This is a genomic window from Streptomyces sp. NPDC006872, from assembly GCF_040635845.1.
Classification (GTDB): Bacteria; Actinomycetota; Actinomycetes; order Streptomycetales; family Streptomycetaceae; genus Streptomyces.
In genome coordinates this window covers 34,966-54,930 of the sequence record NZ_JBEYIL010000033.1, presented here as the reverse complement: position 1 = coordinate 54,930, position 19,965 = coordinate 34,966, and the positions used below count along the sequence as shown (strand labels likewise).

At 73.0% G+C, this 19,965-nt stretch carries 15 protein-coding genes and 1 pseudogene; 3 read left to right on the top strand and 13 right to left on the bottom strand.

Features of this window, described 5'->3' with window-relative positions:
- Nucleotides 1–6 precede the first annotated feature (6 nt).
- A complete protein-coding gene (locus tag ABZ725_RS50060) occupies nt 7–1,326 on the bottom strand; it encodes an MFS transporter (protein WP_358809045.1) in 1,320 nt (439 codons plus the stop codon).
- Nucleotides 1,327–1,401: 75 nt separating this feature from the next.
- On the opposite strand from ABZ725_RS50060, the gene ABZ725_RS50055 reads away from it, so the two are divergent.
- Nucleotides 1,402–1,899 (top strand): helix-turn-helix domain-containing protein, encoded by a 498-nt coding sequence (locus ABZ725_RS50055; RefSeq protein WP_358809044.1) that lies wholly within the window; start codon nt 1,402–1,404, stop codon nt 1,897–1,899.
- A 1,046-nt stretch (nt 1,900–2,945) separates the two neighbouring features.
- On the opposite strand, the gene ABZ725_RS50050 is transcribed toward ABZ725_RS50055, so the two are convergent.
- Both ABZ725_RS50050 and ABZ725_RS50045 read right to left on the bottom strand, forming a co-directional pair.
- Nucleotides 2,946–3,509 carry a hypothetical protein gene (locus ABZ725_RS50050; protein WP_358809043.1) on the bottom strand — a complete coding sequence of 188 codons (564 nt, stop codon included), beginning with the start codon at nt 3,507–3,509 and terminating at the stop codon, nt 2,946–2,948.
- A gap of 384 nt (nt 3,510–3,893) precedes the next feature.
- Nucleotides 3,894–4,457, bottom strand: a complete 564-nt coding sequence (locus ABZ725_RS50045) for a DinB family protein (protein ID WP_358809042.1) — start codon at nt 4,455–4,457, stop codon at nt 3,894–3,896.
- Nucleotides 4,458–4,871: 414 nt separating this feature from the next.
- On the opposite strand from ABZ725_RS50045, the pseudogene ABZ725_RS50040 reads away from it, so the two are divergent.
- A pseudogene (locus ABZ725_RS50040) lies at nt 4,872–5,075 on the top strand (helix-turn-helix domain-containing protein); the annotation flags it as partial.
- A gap of 98 nt (nt 5,076–5,173) precedes the next feature.
- Here ABZ725_RS50040 and ABZ725_RS50035 read toward each other — a convergent pair.
- The 8 genes from ABZ725_RS50035 to ABZ725_RS50000 are packed head-to-tail and all read right to left on the bottom strand — an operon-like array spanning nt 5,174 to nt 15,147.
- Entirely contained in the window at nt 5,174–5,968 is a 795-nt protein-coding gene (locus tag ABZ725_RS50035) for an N-acyl homoserine lactonase family protein (RefSeq protein WP_358809041.1), read from the bottom strand.
- Between the two features lie 25 nt (nt 5,969–5,993).
- A complete protein-coding gene (locus ABZ725_RS50030; protein ID WP_358809040.1) occupies nt 5,994–6,965 on the bottom strand; it encodes a PDR/VanB family oxidoreductase in 972 nt (323 codons plus the stop codon).
- Nucleotides 6,955–8,412: a glutamine synthetase family protein gene (locus ABZ725_RS50025; RefSeq protein ID WP_358809039.1), complete on the bottom strand. Its 1,458-nt coding sequence runs from the start codon at nt 8,410–8,412 to the stop codon at nt 6,955–6,957. The genes ABZ725_RS50030 and ABZ725_RS50025 overlap by 11 nt, the downstream gene beginning before the upstream one ends.
- 5 nt (nt 8,413–8,417) lie before the next feature.
- Entirely contained in the window at nt 8,418–9,770 is a 1,353-nt protein-coding gene (locus ABZ725_RS50020) for an aromatic ring-hydroxylating dioxygenase subunit alpha (protein ID WP_358809038.1), read from the bottom strand.
- 55 nt (nt 9,771–9,825) lie between these two features.
- Complete coding sequence (locus tag ABZ725_RS50015; protein ID WP_358809037.1) at nt 9,826–10,809, bottom strand: hypothetical protein; 984 nt, start codon at nt 10,807–10,809, stop codon at nt 9,826–9,828.
- Nucleotides 10,806–12,764, bottom strand: a complete 1,959-nt coding sequence (locus ABZ725_RS50010) for a primary-amine oxidase (protein WP_358809036.1) — start codon at nt 12,762–12,764, stop codon at nt 10,806–10,808. The genes ABZ725_RS50015 and ABZ725_RS50010 overlap by 4 nt, the downstream gene beginning before the upstream one ends.
- A complete protein-coding gene (locus ABZ725_RS50005; protein WP_358809035.1) occupies nt 12,761–14,497 on the bottom strand; it encodes a gamma-glutamyltransferase in 1,737 nt (578 codons plus the stop codon). Before ABZ725_RS50005 ends, ABZ725_RS50010 begins: the two co-directional genes overlap by 4 nt.
- Nucleotides 14,494–15,147 (bottom strand): cyclase family protein, encoded by a 654-nt coding sequence (locus tag ABZ725_RS50000; RefSeq protein ID WP_358809034.1) that lies wholly within the window; start codon nt 15,145–15,147, stop codon nt 14,494–14,496. Before ABZ725_RS50000 ends, ABZ725_RS50005 begins: the two co-directional genes overlap by 4 nt.
- A 134-nt stretch (nt 15,148–15,281) precedes the next feature.
- Between ABZ725_RS50000 and ABZ725_RS49995 the strand changes: the two genes are divergently transcribed.
- Nucleotides 15,282–15,980: a GntR family transcriptional regulator gene (locus tag ABZ725_RS49995; RefSeq protein ID WP_358809033.1), complete on the top strand. Its 699-nt coding sequence runs from the start codon at nt 15,282–15,284 to the stop codon at nt 15,978–15,980.
- A 35-nt stretch (nt 15,981–16,015) separates the two neighbouring features.
- Here the strand turns inward: ABZ725_RS49995 and solA are convergent, their stop codons facing one another.
- Nucleotides 16,016–18,481 (bottom strand): N-methyl-L-tryptophan oxidase, encoded by a 2,466-nt coding sequence (gene solA / locus ABZ725_RS49990; protein ID WP_358809032.1) that lies wholly within the window; start codon nt 18,479–18,481, stop codon nt 16,016–16,018.
- On the bottom strand, nt 18,478–19,935 hold the full coding sequence (locus ABZ725_RS49985) for an aldehyde dehydrogenase family protein (RefSeq protein WP_358809031.1): 1,458 nt from the start codon (nt 19,933–19,935) through the stop codon (nt 18,478–18,480). Before ABZ725_RS49985 ends, solA begins: the two co-directional genes overlap by 4 nt.
- Between the last annotated feature and the right edge of the window lie 30 nt (nt 19,936–19,965).

Below are 19,965 nucleotides of genomic sequence, written 5' to 3'. Positions count from 1 at the left end.
TCATTCTCAGAGTTCGTTCGGCGCCAACGGGCCGGCAGTGGGATCCCCATCGCCCGCCGACTCGGCGTAGGACGGCAGTTTGCGCATCCGGCGCAGCGGCGACAGGAAAACGGGCAGGAAGGTGAGTGACTGGCCGACCGCCCCGGCCAGCAGCGTGGCGCGGACGCCGATCGTGGAGCCGAGCAGGCCGCCCATCAGCGCACCGAGGGGCATCGTGCCCCAGACCAGGAACCGCATTGTCGCGTTCATCCGGCCGAGGAGCCCGGGAGGGCACAGCGCTTGCCGGAAGCTGACCTGGTTGATGTTGTAGACCACACCGCTCATCCACATGGCGGTCTGCGCGACCGCGAGCAGCCCCAGCGTCCAGTCGCGCTGTACGAACGGTGTGACCAGCGCGCACGGTCCGGCGACCGCGATCGCAATCCAGATGGCCGGGCCCTGGCCGACCTTCGCCGCGAACCGTCCGGCCACCAGCGCACCGATCAGGCCACCCACCGCCGCGGTGGAGGTGAGCAGGCCGATGACGCCCGGAGAGAGCCGCAGCTCGCGGGCGAGCAGCACGTAGAAGACGGCGGAGATCACCGAACCGAAGAGGTTGGCCGAGCTGCTGCACATGGCGATGGCGCGGAGTATCCGGTTGCCGAGCACGAACCGCAGACCGTCGCGGATCTCCCGCAGCAGGTTGGGGTCGGGGCTGCGCTCGGGGCGCGGCGGCCGAACCTCGATCCGCCTCACGCACGCGGCCGACCACAGGAAGCTCACCGCGTCGACGAGTACCGCGTAGGGCGCGGTGAGCGCCTGGATCAGCGCGCCGCCGAGGCTCGGGCCCGCGATCTGACTGAGCGACTCGCTGGCCTGGAGCTTCGCGTTGCCCTCTACCAGCAGCTCCCGGTCGATCAGCTGGGGCAGGTAGGACTGGTAGGCGACGTCGAAGAAGACCGTGCTGACCCCGCAGGCGAGCGCGACCACGTACAACTGCTCGATCGTCAGCACCCCTAGGAGCTGAGCCACCGGCACCCAGGCCAGCAGGGCACCCCGAACCAGGTCGTTGACGATCAGCACCCAGCGGAAGCGCATCCGCTCCACCCACGCGCCGGCCGGCAAGCCCACCGCCACGAACGCCGCGGTCTCGCACGCCACCAGAACCCCGACCTGCCAGGTACTGGCGTGCAGCACCAGGATGGCGACGAGAGGAAGCGCCAACCGGCTGACCATTGTCCCGAACTGGCTGACCGTCTCACCGACCCACAGTCGACGGAAGTCGGCATGCCGCCACAGTCCGCCACGATGGTCAGGGCGGCCCGGCGAGGACTCGGTAACGGTCATGGGAAACTACCGTGGAAGAGTGATTGGGTTTTGTCAATCACTTATCCTGCCCAGCCCGTCGGTAGGCTACTGACCATGACCGAACGTCGGCCGGCGACCGACGCGGAGGCGAAGGCACTCGCCTCCGCGCTCCGCCTGCGCATCCTGCGCATTTGCCTCGGCGAGGCGCACACCAACAAGGAGATCGCGACGATCCTTGGCTGTGCTCCCGCCAGCGTGCTGCACCACATCAGGACGCTTGTACGCACCGGCTTTCTGGAGGCCCAGGAGGAGCGACGCGGTGCGCGCGGCGCACGGGAAATTCCCTATCTGGCGACGCGGAAGTCCTGGCGACTCGATGCGCCCGCGCAGGACCGGTCCTTGCTCGACGCATTCCTGGAGGAGCTGGCGCTGGCCCCCGCGGCCGAGGTCGACAGCACCCGGCTCGGGCTGCGCCTGCCGTCGGCGGAGATGGAGGAGTTCCAGACTCGGCTCCGCGCCCTGATCGAGGAGTTCGCCGCCCGCCCGGACGACCCGACCGCGCCCGCCTGGTCGCTCTTCATGGTGGTGCACCCCGACCCGAACCGGCCCTGACGATCGGACCCGGTCCGGGGTGTCGGCGAGCGGCAGGCGGCAGCAGCACGCCATGCGGGACATAAACAGGCGGACGCCGTGCTTGAGAACGGCACGAATGACTTTTTGCTGATCGAGAGACCGGACCAGAGGAGCGTGCCACACGTCAGTTGGCCGACTTGGCGGGCAAGAGCAGCAGCTCCCTTGATGAACTCGACAGTGGCGGCCGGACTTCGTCAAGGCAGCCCAACAGGCTCTGCGAGGGCAGCCTGTCTGAAACGGACGTTGCTTCCGGGGCTGGCTCGGTGCTGCGGAGCGCCCCCCGGGCCATCGGACTGGTCGCTGATGAAAGCCTGTGCTCCAACGGCTGACGGCCTGGAGACCGGCCGGGCAGGCACTCCACTGTCGGATGCCTGCCCCCGTTACGGCTGGTCGGGGGCAAGGACCGCCTGCGCACCGGGCAGGAGCCAGATCCCCGGAGGCGTGATGGACGGTGGCGGTGAGGACGGCGAGGGCGAGGCGGACGTTCCAGGCCGTACCGGCATTGAGAGAGTTGGCCCCTGCCCGTGATACGAGATGCCCACCTGGCCCTGCTTGCGGGCATAGCCTCCCGCGGACCGAGTGCGCGGGTTCTCCTGCCGAGGTGAGAGCGCGTGCCGTGTGCGGGCCTGCGCCTTCGACGCGGTCAACTGGCGGCAGTACCGGGCTGCCGGGCCGCACCAGCTGCTCCACCCCCTCGATCACCTCCAGCCAGGCATCGCGCTGCAGAGCGTCCGCCGTCACCTTCAACTGGCCGCTGCTCCACGGGTGTGCCGGGTTTCGACGGATGTGGAAAGCGAGAGCGTCCCGGAGCGTCGGCGGATGACGGTGCTCACGCTCGAAGGCGTGCACCCAGGCCGCCACGGCGAAGCCCCCGGCCGCGGCGGATACCGCAGCCGGTTTCGGAAGGGGGACGCTGGGCAGAGCCAGGGACAGGCGAGCGGCCTCGCCGAGGTAGTACGTGGCAGGCTGTCTCCAGCCGCGGTTGACATGCAGCTTGTCCACCCAGCCTGTCGCCTGCAGCGCGCTCAACGCGGCGATGGCAGCCTCGGGGGGGGGGCACACATGCGGGAGAGACGACGCAGCCCCACATCTCCCCGGCCGCAGGGCGCGGCACGCGCAGTGAGGCAGACCGCGGCCAGCCGGACCTCCGCAGGCTGGCCGCGCAGCAGAGCGTGCCCGACCAGCCGGCAGACCCAGCCATGCATCGCAAGATGCTCGTGGACCGGCAGCAGCGGTACGCCGGCGTGACGGTGCCCGGCGTCGGCCATGGTCCACGCTGCCTCCGCACTGACCGCGCAGGAGACTGGTCTGTCGGCGGCTCGGCGCAGCGAGCCGGTTTCGGCAGGGTCCTGCAGGGCGGCTTCCGTCAGACCCGCGTGGCGGGCGGCGAAGTCCTCGGCCGCCATCCTGATGCCGCGGAACCCGCTCGGGTGCAGCAGCACCAGGAGAGCCAGCAGCCGTCCCTGGCTGGAACGCCCGGCGCCGGCGGCATTCAGGTGCTGCAACACCGGTTCGAGCCAGGCGCCATGAGCAGGCTGCAGCCCCGGGCCGACAGCCAACACGTCCTCTTCGGCTGCCGCGCCGCGCACCCGGCGAAGGGCGATGGCGCATGCTGCTCGCACACCGCACACGGATCCCGCCTGGCGGCCGTGTCTGCCCGGGGGCTGCGCGCGGTGACCGTGTTGCTGCCTTTGAGGACGTGCCCGCGGGGGATGGCCTGCGCACACGCGGAGCACGCCTCCGCGACCGTCCACACCCGGTCCGTGAAGCCGGGCACGACGACGAGAACCATGTCACCGCCAGAGCTGGTGGCATGTCGGTGTGAGGTTCTTGCGGGGGCGGACAGCGAGTTCGTCCTTTCCGTGCAGGATCCGGTAGTGGGTGTCCTCGATGACGACGGTGACGATCTTTCCCGCGTGGCGCGGGCCGAGCTTGATGAACTGGCCGAAGCTCGATCGCCGGTTACCGGAAAGTCATATTCGGCGCGGTACGGCTCCGTCCTGCCAGCGGTAGAGGTCGCGCAGCAGGGAAATCTCGGCGCCGTGATGGATCAGCTCCCTGTTGACGTGCAGGACCCTGTTCTCCATGGGAAACCGCTCGGGACCCACCGTGGGCGGATTCTCCAGGTCAGTGTCCGAGAGTTCGCGGACCCCCGCGTTCCATCTCCCATACATCTCATCGAGCTGTTTTAGCGCCTCGTCAGCGGTCCCCGCGTAGGCGAATTTCTCGAAGTCGACGTCCTGGCCGCCGAAGTACCATCCGACCCGATAGCCCAGGCACGAGACGATGATGTGCGCCAGCCGCCAGGCAATCGTGGTCACCGGCGCCGGCACCGGGTCAGGGGACGCGAAGTCCATCGTCCATTCCCCCGAACCTTCCGACATCGGTGCGGCCGACGTGCCACGTGGGCGGATGCTCCAGCAGCCGCGTACCGGCTCCCAGAAGTACTCCTCATCGGTAAGACCGTCCAGCCGCGGCCGCAGGTTCTTGTGCCAGTACCAGTCCAGCTGCTCCGCGAGCCGCTCGCTTCTTGTCATTTCCGCACACTACATACAACGGAGACCTGGCGACCCTCGCGGACGCCGTCGCCGGCCGTGGGCCGCGAGAGCGTACCGCACCGGGAGATGACGCTGGGGGCTGATGTGCCCTTCGGGCCGCGCCGCCGCGAGCGGCTGTTCGACCTTGACAACCCGGCTGGCCGGGTTGGGTTCAATGACCCAAACGTGACAGCCTCGACCGTTGACATGACGGATGATCAAACCGCATTCTCCCGCCCGAGATCAGCATGAGTGTCCCGAGCGAGCGCCACGCCAGAGCCTCCGACCTGCATGTTCGAAGATGGCGAAGACTCAATGACTCGGGGCTCTAGGCGGAGAAGGCTGCTGTTACTGACCTTGCCGGCGTGATGTCGCGGGGCTGACAAGCTGTGGTTGTCGCAGTAAGCCGGTCACATGAGGTATCCGCAAGGGGGCAGGCCGACCGCGGAGCGACGGGCGTTTCGCGAGCGCATCCGGATACATGCGGCCGGGCTATTCGCCCTGGGACACGACAATGCCGCCATCGCCAGGCAGTTACGTGTCAGCGTGCGGTCGGTACAGCGGTGGCACCGGGCATGGGAGCACGGCGGAACACCGGCCCTGGTCTCGAAGGGGCCTGCGTCCAGGCCCAAGCCGAGTGAGGCCCTCTGGCCGCGAGCTGTGATGATGTCGATCTGGTCAGCGAGCGAGCCACAGCCGCGACGGCGGGAGCGCGTTCATGGCGCGAGGCGGCGGATGAACTCCGGCCAGATGACCGGGTCGTGTCCCGGGACCAGCTCGTACCCCTTTTCCTCCGCCAGCCGCTTGAGATGCCGGATGGGTTCCAGGGTCGCCTCTGGGGGGACGCCGATCGACGTGCCGGCGGGGCGCTCCTCGACGATGTTCTCGGTCAGGTCGGCCGCATCGCAGGTGAACACGTACCCGCCGCCGTCGGCGAGATCCACCACGAAACTCTGGTGGCCGGGGGTGTGCCCCGCGGTCAGGACGGCCGTGACGCCCGGTGCGATCTCCCGGTCGCCGTCGGCGAGCCGCCAGTCGATGCGGGGGTCGTCGAAGTCCACCCGGAAGATCGTCTCGCGCTCCACCTCGGGCCGTCCCGACAGCCCGTACTCCAGCTCGGCGCGCTGGATGTGCACGGGCACCCGGCCCGCGAAGTGCTTCAGCCCACCGGCGTGGTCGGCGTGCAGATGACTGACGGCGACGGCCGTGATGTCCTCCAGCGCGACCCCGACGGCGGCCACCGCCTCCGGCAGCGGCTCACCGGAACCGGGGAGTTCCGGCTGGTAGGAGGGGGAGGGGTAGTAGCGCCGGCGCAGCGCGGGGTCGCGCAGCAGGGCCGTGTTGAAGCCGGTGTCCAGCAGCAGCCACCCCTCCTCGGTCTCCAGCAGCACCCCCGGCACGGGCTCCCGCACCCGTTCCCCGTGCGGCGCGCCGTGCACGGACACCGATCTGGGCAGGTCCTCCCAGCCGAGGAGAAGGGGCAGGACGCGCCGTACACCGCGTCGGGTCATGGTGCTCCGTCCGTCGTCGGGGGAATCAGAGGTCCAGTTCGAGGATGGGTGAGGCGGCGCGGCTGACACAGATCATCATCGTCTTGGCGGCCGCCCGTTCCTCCGGCCCGAGCACCGAGTCACGGTGGTCGGGGGTGCCCGCCAGGACAGGCGTCTCGCAGCTGCCGCAGTAGCCCTCCTCGCAGGAGTAGGGCACGTCCGGCACACGGTCCCGTACGACCTCCAGCACCGACCGGTCCGCCGGCACCGCCAGCCGTAGCCCCGACCGGCGCAGCACGACCTCGAACCGCCCCTGTGCCGTGTCCTGCGGTGCGTCGACGGCCGGGCCGAACCGCTCGATGTGCAGTGGACACGGTGGTACGGCCGTCCGGCACAGCTCGGCCACCGCGTCCAGCATCGCCGCGGGACCGCACGCGTACACGGCGTGGCCGGGCGGGGCGGCGGCAAGTTCCGCGGCGAGGTCGGGCAGGCCCGCCTCGTCCTGGGGGACCAGCCGGACCCGGTCGCCGCCGAGCGCGATGAGCTCGTCGGCGTAGACGAGCCGGGAGCGGTCCCGGGCGCCCAGGACGAGGCGCCACGGCAGATCACCGGCGGCCAGCGCCCGGGCCATGGGCAGCAGCGGGGTGACGCCGATGCCGCCGGCCAGCAGGAGGTACCCGGGGGCGGGCAGCAGCGGGAACCGGTTGACCGGCCCGTCGACCGTCAGCTCCCGGCCGACCAGCGCCGTTCCGTGGAGCTCCAGGGAGCCGCCCCGGCTGTCCGGCGCGCGATGCACGGCGACCGTCCAGACGGCGCGCTCCCGTGGATCCCCGCACAGCGAGTAGGAGCGGCGAAGCCCGGAGGGCAGGGTCAGCTCCACATGGGCGCCGGGCTCCCACGGGGGCAGTGGCAGCCCGTCCCGCCGGGTCAGCCGCAGCTCGACGACCTCCTCGGCGATCCAGCGGGCCTGGCGGACCAGAAGGCGCGCGGAGTCCGGTGCGCGCAGGTCAGAAGACACGGAAGTACTCCCGTTGTTCCCAGTCGGTGACCTCCTGGTCGAAGCGGGCGATCTCGGCCCGCTTGACGCTCGTGTAGTAGGCGACGAAGTCCTTGCCCAGCCGCTCGGTCAGCTCCCGGTCGGCCTCCAGCGCGTCGAGCGCCTCGCCGAGGGAGCGCGGCAGTGGCTCCGCCCGGGTCGCGTACGGCTCGTCGGCCGCCGGACCCGGGTCCAGACCGCGCGCCACTCCGTCCAGACCGGCCGCGAGCTGGGAGGCGAGGTAGAGATAGGGGTTGGCGGCCGGTTCCCCGATGCGGTTCTCCAGCCGGGCGGACGACGGACCGTCGCCCAGCACCCGCACCATCGCGCCCCGGTTGTCCCGCCCCCACACCGCGCGGTCGGGCGCCAGCGACAGCGACCGGAACCGCTTGAACCCGTTCAGGGTGGGCGTCGACAGCGCGCTGGTGGCCCGGGCGTGGCGCAGCAGCCCGCCCAGGAAGGCGTTGCCGTACGGCGACAGCCCCGGCCCGCCGACGACGGCACCGGACTCGGCACCGGCATCCGCGTCGGGCTCCGGGGCGAAGACGCCCACGTCGCCGCGGACCATGCTCTGGTGCAGGTGCCAGCCGCTGGAGAACACCCCGGGCAGATGGGGCCGGCACATGAAGGTCGCGTGGTGGCCGTGCCGGGCGGCGACCTGCTTGACGGCGCTGCGCAGCAGCACCATCGCGTCCGCCGTACCCAGTCCGTCGGCGGGGCGCAGTGTCAGCTCGACCTGGCTCGGACCGAACTCGACCTCCAGGGTGCGCAGCGGCAGCCCCAGCCCTTCGAGCGTGCCGCGCAACACGTCGAGCATCGGGTCGAGTTCGTCGTAGCGCAGCTCGCTCAGGTACTGGTAGCCGTGATTCAGCATGCCCACCTCGGGTGCCGCGCCCGGCTGGCCCAGATCGGCCGCGCCCAGCCTCGGGTCGTCCAGCCGGAACAGGTGGAACTCCACCTCCAGGCCCGTGCGGTAGGTGAGCCCGTCCGCCTGCGCCAGCACCGAGCGCAGCAGCCCGCGCGTGCACAGCGGGACCGGGGCGCCGGAAGTGAACCGCAGGTCGCACAGCAGCCAGCCGGTGCCCGGCGACCACGGCAGCATCCGGAAGGTGAGCGGGTCGGGCACCATCACCATGTCGGCCGCGCCGCGCAGTTCGGGCAGCCCGAGCGGGGTCTCCCGGGTGAACAGCGGGAACACGGTACGGCCCGAGGTGTCCTTGGCCAGCAGGGACGAGGCGATGCCGGTGCCCTCGCGCAGCACGGCGGGCACCTCGGAGGCGGTGACGGTCTTGCCGCGCAGCAGCCCGTGCTGGTCGGCGAAGACGAGTCGCACCACCTTCAGCCCGCCGCCCTCGGCGCGGTCGCGGATCTCCTCGGCGGCGGCCGACTGTCCGTCCGTCCACCCCGCGTGACGTTCGACGAAGTCCACCGCGGTCAGCCGTCCGTTCCGGCCGCCTGCGCCCAGCCGCTGTCGGCCCGCTGTTTCGCGGTCACGGCGGCCCAGTGCTCGGCCCAGCCCTCGGTGGGACCGATGCCGTCGAGGGTGACGGGGCCGCGCAGTTCGGCCGCGCGCTCCGCGGGCAGCACCAACGGCGGGTCCTCGCCGCGCTCGACGGCGGCTATCGCCTCGCCCAGCATGCGCCGGTACATCACGATCGCCTTGTCGGAGCGGCCCAGGTGCTCGCGGGTGCGGTCCTGGATGGCGCCCTGGCCCTCCACCGCCCACTGGTCGTGCACGTTGATGTCGGTGCCGAGTCCGGTGTACGTCGTGGCCAACTGCTCGACGGGGTCGTAGCCGTAGCCGTTGGAGCGGCCGAAGCGCGGGCGGCAGTCGGGCAGGGTGACCGCGTCGACCCGCTGCCGACGCATCTGCGCCCGGTCGACCGGGCCGCCGACGCTGGTGAACTGGGCGTACCAGTAGCAGGAGGTGTCGTCGATCGGCACATGCCACTGGGTGATCGCGGTCTCGGCGTCCAGCGGGATGTGGAAGCCGTGCGGGAACACCTGGTGGGTGACCCGGACATGGGTGCGGCTGCCGTCCATCGGGCGGCCCTCGGTGTCGGTGCCGTCCAGCGTGCGCAGCGCCGTTATCCGGATGCCGTACGGGGTGCGGACGGCGTCGATGTCGGGACGGCCGTACTCCCGCAGGATCTTCGTCATCGGCAGGTCGGTGCCCCGGGAGGCGGCCCGGAACTGCTTGCCGTAGCTCTCCGAGGGGTCCTCGTCCTGGAAGAAGCGGTGCAGGTACGAGGCGTGCGCGGGGTCGATGCCGACTTCCAGGGCCTGGAGCCAGTTGCACTCCAGCAGGCCCTTCCAGGCGAAGGTGTGCCCGGGAGGGGCCTCGAAGCAGTCCAGCGCGGGCAGTTCGGGCGGCTCGCCGGGGCCGAGGTAGCCCCAGATCACGCCGTTGATCTCGCGCACGGGGTAGCTGCCCAGCCGGACCCGGGCGGCGAGGCCGCCGCCGGCCGGTTCGGCCGGGGTGTCCAGACAGGCGCCGTCCCGACCGAAGAGCCAGCCGTGGAAGCAGCAGCGCAGACCGCCGTCCTCCAGCCGGCCCAGCGCCAGATCGGCTCCCCGGTGCGGACAGCCCCGGTCGACCAGACCGAGCTCACCGTCCCCGTCCCGGAACAGGACGAGGTCCTGCCCCAGCACCTTCGGGGCCACCAGGGGTCGTACGCCGTCGAGTTCCTCGCTCAGGGCCACGGGCTGCCAGTAGCGGCGCATCCAGGTCCCGGCGGGCGTGCCCGGGCCCGTTCTGGTGAGCCGTACGTTCTCTTCCTCGCGCATCTGACGCCTTTCTGTCCCGGTCACGGAGACCGTAGCGATGGGAGGATCCAGGGAGTCAATAATTGGATCCAATATTTACGCGGGTGTAACAGCCTTTCCGGCGGCGGGCCTTGAGCACGCACACCGCCATGGCCGCGTCGGCGGCCGCCATCACCAGACCCGCCGCACCCCGTCCAGTGGTCGCCATCACCGCGGCCAGCGGCAGGGCGGCCAGGTGCGCGGCGAGGAACGGCCCGCGCGGGGAGGCCGGGTGACGGCAGAGCAGCACGCCCGCCGTCACCCAGGAGAACGAGCGCGCCAGCTCGATCCCCGGCCCGTCGAGCCCGTGCAGAGGCGGCAGATGCCAGGCGTAAGCCGACACCGTCCAGACTGCCGCTCCCAGGCGGGCCCCGCCGCGCTCCCGAGCGGACGGCGGCCCTGTCGCGCCGACGGCGCGCGCCAGCAGGGCCGGTCCCAGCACCGCCAGCGACTCGAAGCGGACCATTGCCCACACGTGCGTGTCCATCCCGCCCGGGGTCCGCACCAGCAGCAGCGGGACGGCGAGCACGGCCGCGGCCGCAGCGGCGAAGAGTACGCACCGGCCGGTCAGCCGCCGCGCCCCTGGCGCCACCGCGACCCGCAGCGCGGGCCACGCGAACGCCAGCGTGACCGCGAGGACCGCCCACAGCAGGCCGACGGCGACGGTCCCGTCCCAGGCGTGTGTGGTGTTCACCGCGGTCGCCGTATCTGCCGCGTGTGCCGCAGCCGCCGTGTGCGCCGCGTGGCCGTTGTCCCCGGAGGCGCCGCCCGTGAGCGCGGCGGCGCCGGTCACGGTCAGGACCGCGGACACGGCGAGCAGTTGGCGCACCGGGACCGCGAAGCCACCGAGCGTGCCGTGGGACGGCAGCGCGGGTGCGCCGGACAGTCCCCGTGCCAGGGCTCTGAGCACGGCGAGCAGCCGGTGAGCCGGGGGCGCGAGCGGGCCGAGCAGCCGACGCACCGGGGCCGTGGGCGAGTCGAGCCGTCGGCGTGCCGCGAGCGCCCCGTCGGCGGCCGTCATCCGCCGCAGCACTGCCCGCCGTCCCCACCGTCCCCGTCGGCCGGCGGGTGGCAGGAGACGGGTGCCGGGACGTCCAGCGCGGGGTTGCGGTCGAAGAAGCCGTCCGGCTCCAGGCGCAGCCTGGCCCGGGCCACCGGCATCACCGGCCACTCCTCGGGACGCGGGAAGTGGTGCGAGCCGACCGTCGCCCACAGCACCAGCTCCGTGCCGTCCAGCGAACGGTCCTCCTCCTGCCAGCGGTGCACCCCGTCCGCGCCGGGCTCGGCCTGGTTGGGGTACTCGCCCGCCACGAACCGCCGCGTCGGGTCGTACTCCGTGGCCCACAGCTGCCTCGCCACGAACGGCGCCCGCCGCGCGCACACACTGTCCGGACGCACCGGCAGCACCGCCGTGTTCTCCACATGCACCCGGTACGCGGTCGGCTCACCCATCCGGTTGCGCGCCTGGGTGCTCTCCACCCGCCAGTGCAGGGCCCGCGAGGCGTCCGTGGACCGCCCGCCCTCCGCCTCGCTGAGGACCGGCCGCAGCACGGTCCGCGCCGCGTTGCCGTACGGGTCGAGCGCGGGGTCGCTCTCGTGCTCGGCGGTCACCTCGACCAGCCGATTGGCCGTTCCGTCCACCGCCATGTCCAGCCGTACGGCGAAGAAGTGCTGGTGGTTGGTGACCGCCACGTTCGGGGCGACCCGCCGGGCGTACGGCGTCTCCTCGTCCTCCGTGACACCGGTCGCGGACAGGATGCCGGTCATCTTGATCTCCAGCATGACGGAGCCGTCCTGGTACAGGGACCAGTAGAAGCCGTAGTCGTAGTTGGCGACCGTCGCGAACGCCGAGATGATCAGCCGGCGGGAGCGGCGCACCTCCGTGCGGCCGGTGCGCCCGTCGTGGTGCTTCCAGAGGATCCCGTCGTCCTCCTCGTGCATGCAGACCGCGTTGGGGATGACCCGGGGCACGCCGTCGCCGCCGAGGACCGCCGCGTCGAAGTAGTGGATGACGCCGAGGCAGTCGCAGCCCAGGGCAAGGGAGTTGGTGAGCGGCCCGGCGCCGTACTCGCCCCAGTCGAAGAAGTTCTTGCGGTACTGGGTGGAGGCGGTGTCGAAGTACGGCACGTACATCTCGTTGACCGAGGCCCGGCGGATCACCTCGCGCGGCCCCCTGCCGCCCGCGTCGAAGCTCAGGTCGTGCAGCACCAGGCCCTCGCGGTGGCTGAAACCGACCCGTACCGACCAGCCCTGCCAGTCCACCCGCTGCCCGGTCACGGTGAAGCTCGGCCCCTCGGGCTGGACCACCTCCAGCGGCTTCAGACCCGCCCGCTCGGGCACACTCCCGGCGCTGAACACGCCGGACTCCTCCGACAGCGGGACGACTCCGTGGTCTTCGATGTACAGCACCTCCATCGACTCCATGTCGATGATCGGCACCACGCCCTGCACGGGCCGCGCGTAGCCGTTGTCGTCCTGCGACTCGCGGTGCCACACACTGCCCCAGGTCAGCCGACGGCCCGGGTGCTCGGGCGGCTCGAAGCCGCCGATCGACTCCGGGTCGACCATCACCAGCGACACGTCGTGGATGCCGCGCAGCGCGAGCGCCTCCCGGAACCGCGGGTCCGCCCGGCACGCGGCGGCGGCCTGCCGGGCCTCCTCCGAGGAACAGCCGGGGCTGCGCACGTCCAGCTCGCGCCATGCCGTCGCACGCGGCTCCGCACCGAGTTCCAGGTCGACTTCGTAACCGAGGTGCGCGGAGGGGCAGATCACCACCGCGCGGGCCCGCCGGGCGTCGCCGGGGCGGGCGGTGCGCGCGTGGTGCTCGTCCAGGGCCACGCCCCAGAACCGGGCGTCCTCGGTGACCCGGGCGTCGTCCTTCAACACCTTGACGGCGACGGCCAGTTCGGCGGCGGACAGCGGATCCAGCGGATGGGGTGCGGCGGCTGACTCGGAGCGGGGAGCGAGGGTGCTCATACGGGGGTTCCTTCCGGGGTGTTGCCGGTGGTGCGGGTGGTGCGAGGCGCGGCGGGGGTGCCGGCCGCCAGGTGGACCGTGCCGCCGTCGGCGCGGGGATCGGAGGCGGCGTCCAGGCGGCCGTCGTGCGTGAGCCGGACCACCTGGACGTGTCCGGCCAGATCGCTCGGGCCCGGCGCGGTGACCACGGGAAGTCCCGGTGACACGGCGGGCGTCGACTCCGGGACCGAGCCGGGCTCGGCGAGCAGGCTCTGCTCCTCGAAGCCGATGTCCCGGGCGCCGATCACCCAACGCGGGTCCGCCAGTACGGCGTCCGGGTCGGCGTCCGGGTCGGCAAGCCCGGGCAGGGTCTGGGCGAGGATCTGCGGCTGGGCCCGGCCGCCCTGGCAGCCGGCCGCCAGCAGCAGCGCGGGGGAGCGGCCGATCACCGGACACAGCGTGTGCGGCGGGCGCGCACCCGGGCGCAGCAGGCCGGGATGTCCGGGGAGCAGACTGAACGCCGAACCCCGGTTGTGCAGCACGATCCCGGTGCCCGGGTCGCACAGTCCGGAGCCGAAGGTCTGGTAGACGCTCTGGATCAGCGATACCGCGAGCCCGGAGGAGTCCACGGCCGTCACCGCGACCGTGTCACCGGACGGCCGGAACGGCGGCCGTGGCGGGAGCGCGCCGGCCAGCGGTGCCGGGTCGAGCAGCCCGTCGAGGTCGAGCCGCTGCCCGCGCGGGTCGCCCAGCAGCCGGTCGCGGGCGGCCGCGGCGTCCTGGCAACGGGCGGCCAGCACCCGGGTGCGCTCCACCGCGGAGCGTCCCGTGGCACCGGCCGCCGCGGCCAGCAGCGCGGGCAGGACAGCCCCCTGACTGGGCGCAGGCGCGGCCCACCAACGAACGCTCACCGGATCGGTGCCGACCGCATCGGCGCCCACGGGCTCGGCGCCGACTGCCTCCGTGTTCCCCGTCTTCACGTTCGCCGGTTCGGTGCGTACCGCCTCGGCACCCGCCACATCGGTGCTCGTCGGCCCGTCCGTCACCAGCTCGACCTCCACCGGCTCGGTGAACTCCGGCCGGTGCGCTTCCAGATCGGCCGCGGTGAGCGGGCTGCCGAGGTCGTGCAGGCCGGTGGCCAGTCTCTCGGCGACCGCGCCCCCGTAGAACGACCAGGGATCGGCGGCGAGTTCGTCGAGGACCGTCGCCAGCCGGGGCTGGGGCAGCGGGTCGCCCTCTGTCACCGGGCGGCCGTCCGGGCCGGTCAGCAGCGTGGAGAGGCCCGGGTCGGCCTTGACGCGCGCCTCGTTGTCCCGTACCGCGCGTGCCAGTCCGGCCGAGACCGTCGCCCCCTCCCGGGCGAGCGCGGCGGCGTCCCGGAGCGCGGTGCCGAGCGCGCCCGGCGTGCCGTACGTCTCGGCGAGCGCCGCCCAGCCCGCCACCACGCCCGGCACGGTGACGGTCTGCGGGCCCTGGGCCGGCATCCGGGAGTCCGCCGCGCGCAGCGCCTCGACGTCGGTGCCCGCCGCGGCCGCCCCGACGGACAGCAACGCGCGCACGGTGCCGTCCGGCGCGTGGACCAGGGCGATGAGATCGCCGCCGAGGGAGCACTGATGCGGGTACACGACGGTCAGCGCGGCCGCGGCGGCCAGCGCCGCGTCCATCGCGTTGCCGCCGCGCGCGGCCGCCCGCCGGGCCGCGGTGAGCGCCGCGGGATGCGGGGCGGCCAGGGCCAGTGCGCCGGCCGGGGTCACGCGGCGTCCCGGGGGAGAAGCAGAGTGCGCGAGGGGGCCGCCTCGGCGCCCTGGAGAGGCACGGGCAACGACAGCATGTCGTAGACCCCGGCCGGGGCGTGCAGCAGGTCGACCACTTCCAGGATCAACACGTCGGCGCCGCAGAGCAGTTGGTGGGTCTCCCAATGCGTGGTGTAGGCGACCGCCTCAATGCTGAGGTAGTCGATGCCCGCCGTGCGCACCCCCGCCTCGATCAGCCGCTCGGCGCCGTCCGGGGCCAGGCCGACCCACTGCCGGGCCTTCCACGGGCTGCGCAGCACCCCCGCCGAGTTGCTGGTGCGCAGCAGCACCCGCTCCTCCGTGCCGAGCCCCGCCGCGTCGAGGTCGGCCGCGGTGATCTGCTCCTTGACATGGGTCAGGTCCAGCACCCGGGCCGTCCCGTTGAGGGCCGACAGGTCCAGCCGGTCCACGGTCTTCCCGCCGTCGACGAAGTGGGCCGGGGCGTCGATGTGCGTCCCGGTGTGGGCCCCGATGCGCCAGCGGCTGACGTTGGACGGATCGCCCGCCGTACGCGACTCGACGACCTCCACCTCGGGTCGCCGGCCCCAGTGCAGCATGCCGGGGTGGATCGGCACCGAGACATCGATGGCCTTGGTCACATCGAGATGCATGACACACTCCTATTGGATGCGGATACTCTGTGAATGGATCCAATGTCGATGAACAGTGGACGGCGGCGGCGTGGCAGACTGCTCCACCACCGCGCGGCCCCCGTCAGCCCCCGAGAAGGGTGAGACCCACTCCGATGACGCCCCAGACCGACGAAGGCGCCCTCGTCGACGACATCGCTGCCCGTATCCGCGCGCGGATCATGGACGGGAAGCTCCCGATCGGGAAACCGCTGCGCCAGGCGGCGCTGGCCGCCGAGTTCGGGGTCAGCCGCACTCCGGTGCGCGAGGCGCTGCGCCAGCTGCAGAACGGCGGCCTGATCGAGATGCAGCCGCACCGCGGCGCGGTGGTGCGGGTGCCGGCGCCCTGGGAGGTGCGTCAGGCCTACGAGGTGCGCGCCGAGCTGGAGGCCCTGGCCGCCCGGCGCGCGGCCGCCCGGATCACCGACAGCCAGCTCGCCGAGCTGCGCCGCCACAACGACGTGCTGCGCGCGGCGGCGGAGGGCGCCGGTACGTCCGTCGCGGGTGCCCCGGACACCACCCAGGCCAACGACTGCTTCCACACCGTGGTCTGCCAGGCGGCGGACAACCCCTGGCTGAGCCGGATGATCGACCGGATCAACGAGAGCTTCCCGCGCAACGTGTCCTCGCTGGCCCTGACCGGTGACGAACGCCACCGCCAGCTGAACGTCCGTCAGCACGACGCCGTCGTGGCCGCGTTGACCGGCCGGGACGAGGACCGGGCGCAGGAGGCGATGCGCGAGCACGTCATCAGCGCCGGCGAACACCTGACCGCCTGGTACGAGCGCCGTTCCCAGACCGTGTTCCACGGCTGACCCGCCCCCGCCCCCGGCCGCCCCGGTGGCGGCCCTCAACGGGCACCGCCGGCAACCAGTCGCGCGGGGGAGAGGAAGTCCAGGTCCGGGCGCGGGAGTTCGCACACCAGGTCGGCCAGGGCGGCCCCGATCGCCGGACCGAACTTGAAGCCGTGTCCCGAACAGGCCGAGGCCAGCAGCGCCTGCGGCACCCCGGGCACCTCGCCGACCAGGAACCGCCGGTCCGGTGTCATGGTGTACAGACACGTCAGGCTCTCCGTGACCGGGCCCGCACCGGGCAGCACCCGGGCCACCGCCCTTGCCAGCAGGGCGAGTTCGTCGGCGGTCGCGGCGGGTCCGGCCGTGTCCGGATCCCACGCCGGACCCGTGTCCAGGCCGGCCTTCACCCCCCGGCCGTCGGTGGCCGGAAAGCCGTAGAGCAGCCCTTCCGGCAGATCGACCGAGAAGCTGCCCAGCCCGCCGGGCCCCAGCGGCCCCGCCGGATCCGCGGCGAAGTACGCGTTCACGATGCGGGTGACCGTCAGGTGCGAGGCCAGCGACGGCACCAGGTACGGCGTCCACGGCCCGGCGCACAGCACCAGCCGACGGGCCCGCACCTCCCCGCCCGCCGTCCGGACGACGACCCCGTCGCCGTCCGGACGCCAGCCCGTGACCCGCGTGCGGTCGGTGATCGTGGCCCCGGCCCGCTGCGCGAGGGCGAGCTGGGCGCGCAGGGTCGCGGGGGCGTCGATGATCCCGGCGGCCGGGTCGTGGACCGCCGTGAACCCCTCGGGCAGCCGCAGCCCCGGGAAGATCCGGGCCGCGGCTGTCCGGTCCACCGTTCGGCAGCCCGGACCGCGCAGCGGATCGGGCCGCTCCCCGGGCGCCGCGTAGAGCCCGCCGGTGACGTCCAACAGCCGGGTCCCGGCGGCCTGTTCCAGCTCGGCCCAGGCGCGGTAGGCGGTGTCGACCAGTACGTCCCAGTCGGCGTGCGGATAGGCCCGGCGGATCATCCGGGTGGCGCCGTGCGAGGAGCCACGGTCGTGCCCCGCCGCGAACTGCTCGATCCCGAGCACGTCCAGCCCCCGCTCGGCGAGCTGCCGCAGCGCAGCGCCGCCGTGCACGCCGAGCCCGACCACCACGGCGTCCCGGCGGGCCGCCCCGGACGCCCGGACGGGCCGGGTGCGCGGGAGGCGGGCGAGGGTCCGGGAGGTGTCCGCCGTAGCACCCGTGGCCGCTGTGGCACCGGTTGCCGCTGTGGCACCGGTGGCCGCCGCCGACGCCGTACGGTCCGTTCCGCGCACGTCCGCCGCGATCTCCGCGACCGCCTCCACCAGGGCGTCCAGGTCGTCGTCGTCGGTGTACACGTGCACCGACGCCCGCACCACCTTGGCCAGTCCGCGCGGGTCCATGTCCCAGCGGCCGTGGTCGGCCGGCACGGCGATCAGGTACACCCGCCGCAGTGCCAGTCGCCGCTGGACCTCGCCGGCGTCGAGCCCCTCCACCACGAAGGTGACGATCGCCCCGCCCGCCGCCGACGGGTCGGTGAGCCGTACCCCGGGGACCGCGCCGAGCCGCTCGCGCAGCCGCGCGGCGAGGACGGACAGGCGGGCGAAGACGGTCGCGGGACCGAGCGCGTGCAGGTCGGCCAGTGCCGAGCCCAGGCCGAGCCGCAGCGCGTGGGCAGCCTCCCACAGCTCGAACCGCCTTGCGTCGGGGGCCAGTTCCCAGCTGCGCTCGGCCGTCCAGCGGGCCCCGCGGACATCCGGTGCCTGCGGTGCGAGCCGTTCGAGGAGCGGACGGCGTACCGCCAGCAGCCCCGTGCCGCGCGGACCGCGCAGGAACTTGCGGCCGGTGCCGATCAGCAGATCGCAGCCGAGGGCGGGCATGTCGACGGGCAGCTGGCCCAGCGACTGGGTGGCGTCGAGCAGGAACGGCACCCCGTGCTCGGCGCTCAGCGCGCCGATGCCGGCGGCCGGTTCGACCAGCCCCGACGAAGTCGGCACGTGCGCCGCGGTCACCAGCGCGGCGGGACCGGTGCGCAGCGCCCGCTCCAGGGCCTCCAGATCGGTCGCGCCGTCGGGCCCGTTGGGCAGCACCTCCACCCGTACGCCCGTGTCGCGCTCGGCGGCCAGCAGGTGCAGGGCGCTGCTCACATAGCTGGAGCGGGCGGCGAGCACCCGGTCCCCGGGCCGCAGCCGCAGCGCCGACACGATGCGCTGCCAGCCGGCGGTGGCACTCTCGACCAGGGCTGTCTCGTCGGCGTCGACACCCAGCAGGCGGCCGGTACGGGTGTAGACGGCCGCCAGAGCGTCGGCGGCGAGCCTGGCCGCCTCGTAGCCGCCGTGCAGACTCTCGGCGCGCAGCTGGGCGATGACCGCCTCGACCGTGTCCGAGGCGAGGAGCGCGGCACCGGCCGCGTTGAAGTGGTGTCCGGTGGCGCAGCCCGGGGTACGGGCCCGCTCGGCGGCCACGTCGAAACCGGCGGGAGCCGGCGGCACCGCCGTCACGGGGGCGCTCACAGCGCCATCGTGATGCTCTTGGGCTCGGTGAACCCGTCGACCGCCGCGTCGCCGAGATCCCTGCCCAGACCGGACTGCTTGCTGCCGCCGAACGCCACGGCGGGGTCGAACTCGTTGTAGGTGTTCACCCACACGGTGCCCGCCTGGAGCGCCGCCGCGGCGCGGTGCGCGCGGCCGAGGTCGGTGGTCCACACGCCCGCCGCGAGCCCGTAGTCGCTGTCGTTGGCGAGCGCGATCGCCTCCTCCTCGGTGTCGAAGGGCAGTACCGCGGCGACCGGTCCGAAGATCTCCTCCCGGGCGATCCGCATGTCCGGCGTGACGTCGGTGAACACCGTGGGCCGCACGAACCAGCCGGGTCCCGGCAAGGGTTCACCGCCCGTGGCCGCCTTCGCGCCCTCGGCGAGTCCGAGGTCCAGGTAGCCCGTGACCCGGTCGAACTGCTCCTGGGAGACGAGCGGTCCGATGTTGATCCCGCCGGAGAGGCCGGGGCCGATCCGCAGCGCCTCGACGGCCGGCAGCATCCGGTCCAGGAACTCCTCCATCACCGTGCGCTGCACCAGCAGCCGGCTGCCCGCCGTGCACATCTGTCCCGAGTGCCCGAACACGGCCCGTACGGCGGCCGGTACGGCGGCGTCCAGGTCGGCGTCGGCGAACACCATGTTGGCGGACTTGCCGCCCAGTTCGAGCGTGAGCCGCTTGACGGACGGCGCCGCCGCGGCCATGATCAGCCGCCCGACGTCGGTGGACCCGGTGAACGACACCTTGGCCACGTCGGGATGCGCGACCAGCTCCGCCCCGGTGCGTCCGTCGCCCGTCACCACGTTGACGACGCCCTCCGGCACACCTGCCTCAAGGCACAGCGCGGCCAGCCGCAACGCGGTCAGCGGGGTCTGCTCGGCGGGCTTGACGACCACGGTGCAGCCGGCCGCCAGCGCCGGGGCGAGCTTCCAGGCGGCGATCATGAAGGGGAAGTTCCAGGGGAGCACGGCGGCCACCACGCCCACCGGCTCCCGCACGCTGTACACATGCCGGCCGGGCCCGGCGGGGTGCACCGTGCCGGTCAGCCGGGCCGGGGTGCCCGCGAAGTGCCGGATGGCCTGGAGGCCCAGCTCCACGTCGCCGCGGGCCCGCTCGATCGCCTTGCCGTTGTCCAGGGTGTCCAGGATCGCCAGCGCCTCGGCGTTCCGTTCCACCAGGTCCGCGAGCCGCAGCAGGACGTCCCGCCGGTCCCGGGGCGGCAGCGCGCGCCAGCGGCCGTCGCGGTGCGCCGCCGAGGCGGCGGCCACCGCCGCGGCCACGTCGGTGGCGTCCGCCTGGGCGATCGTGGTCAACGGCTCGCGGGTGGCCGGGTCGAGGACCGGGATGCGCCGGGCCGAGGCGCCCGTGGTCCAGGTGCCGCCGATGAGCATGGGCTCGCACTCGGGCAGCCTGGGCAGGGTGATGCTGGGGTCCAAGGGGGTTCTCCTTGTCGTTCCTGGAACGGG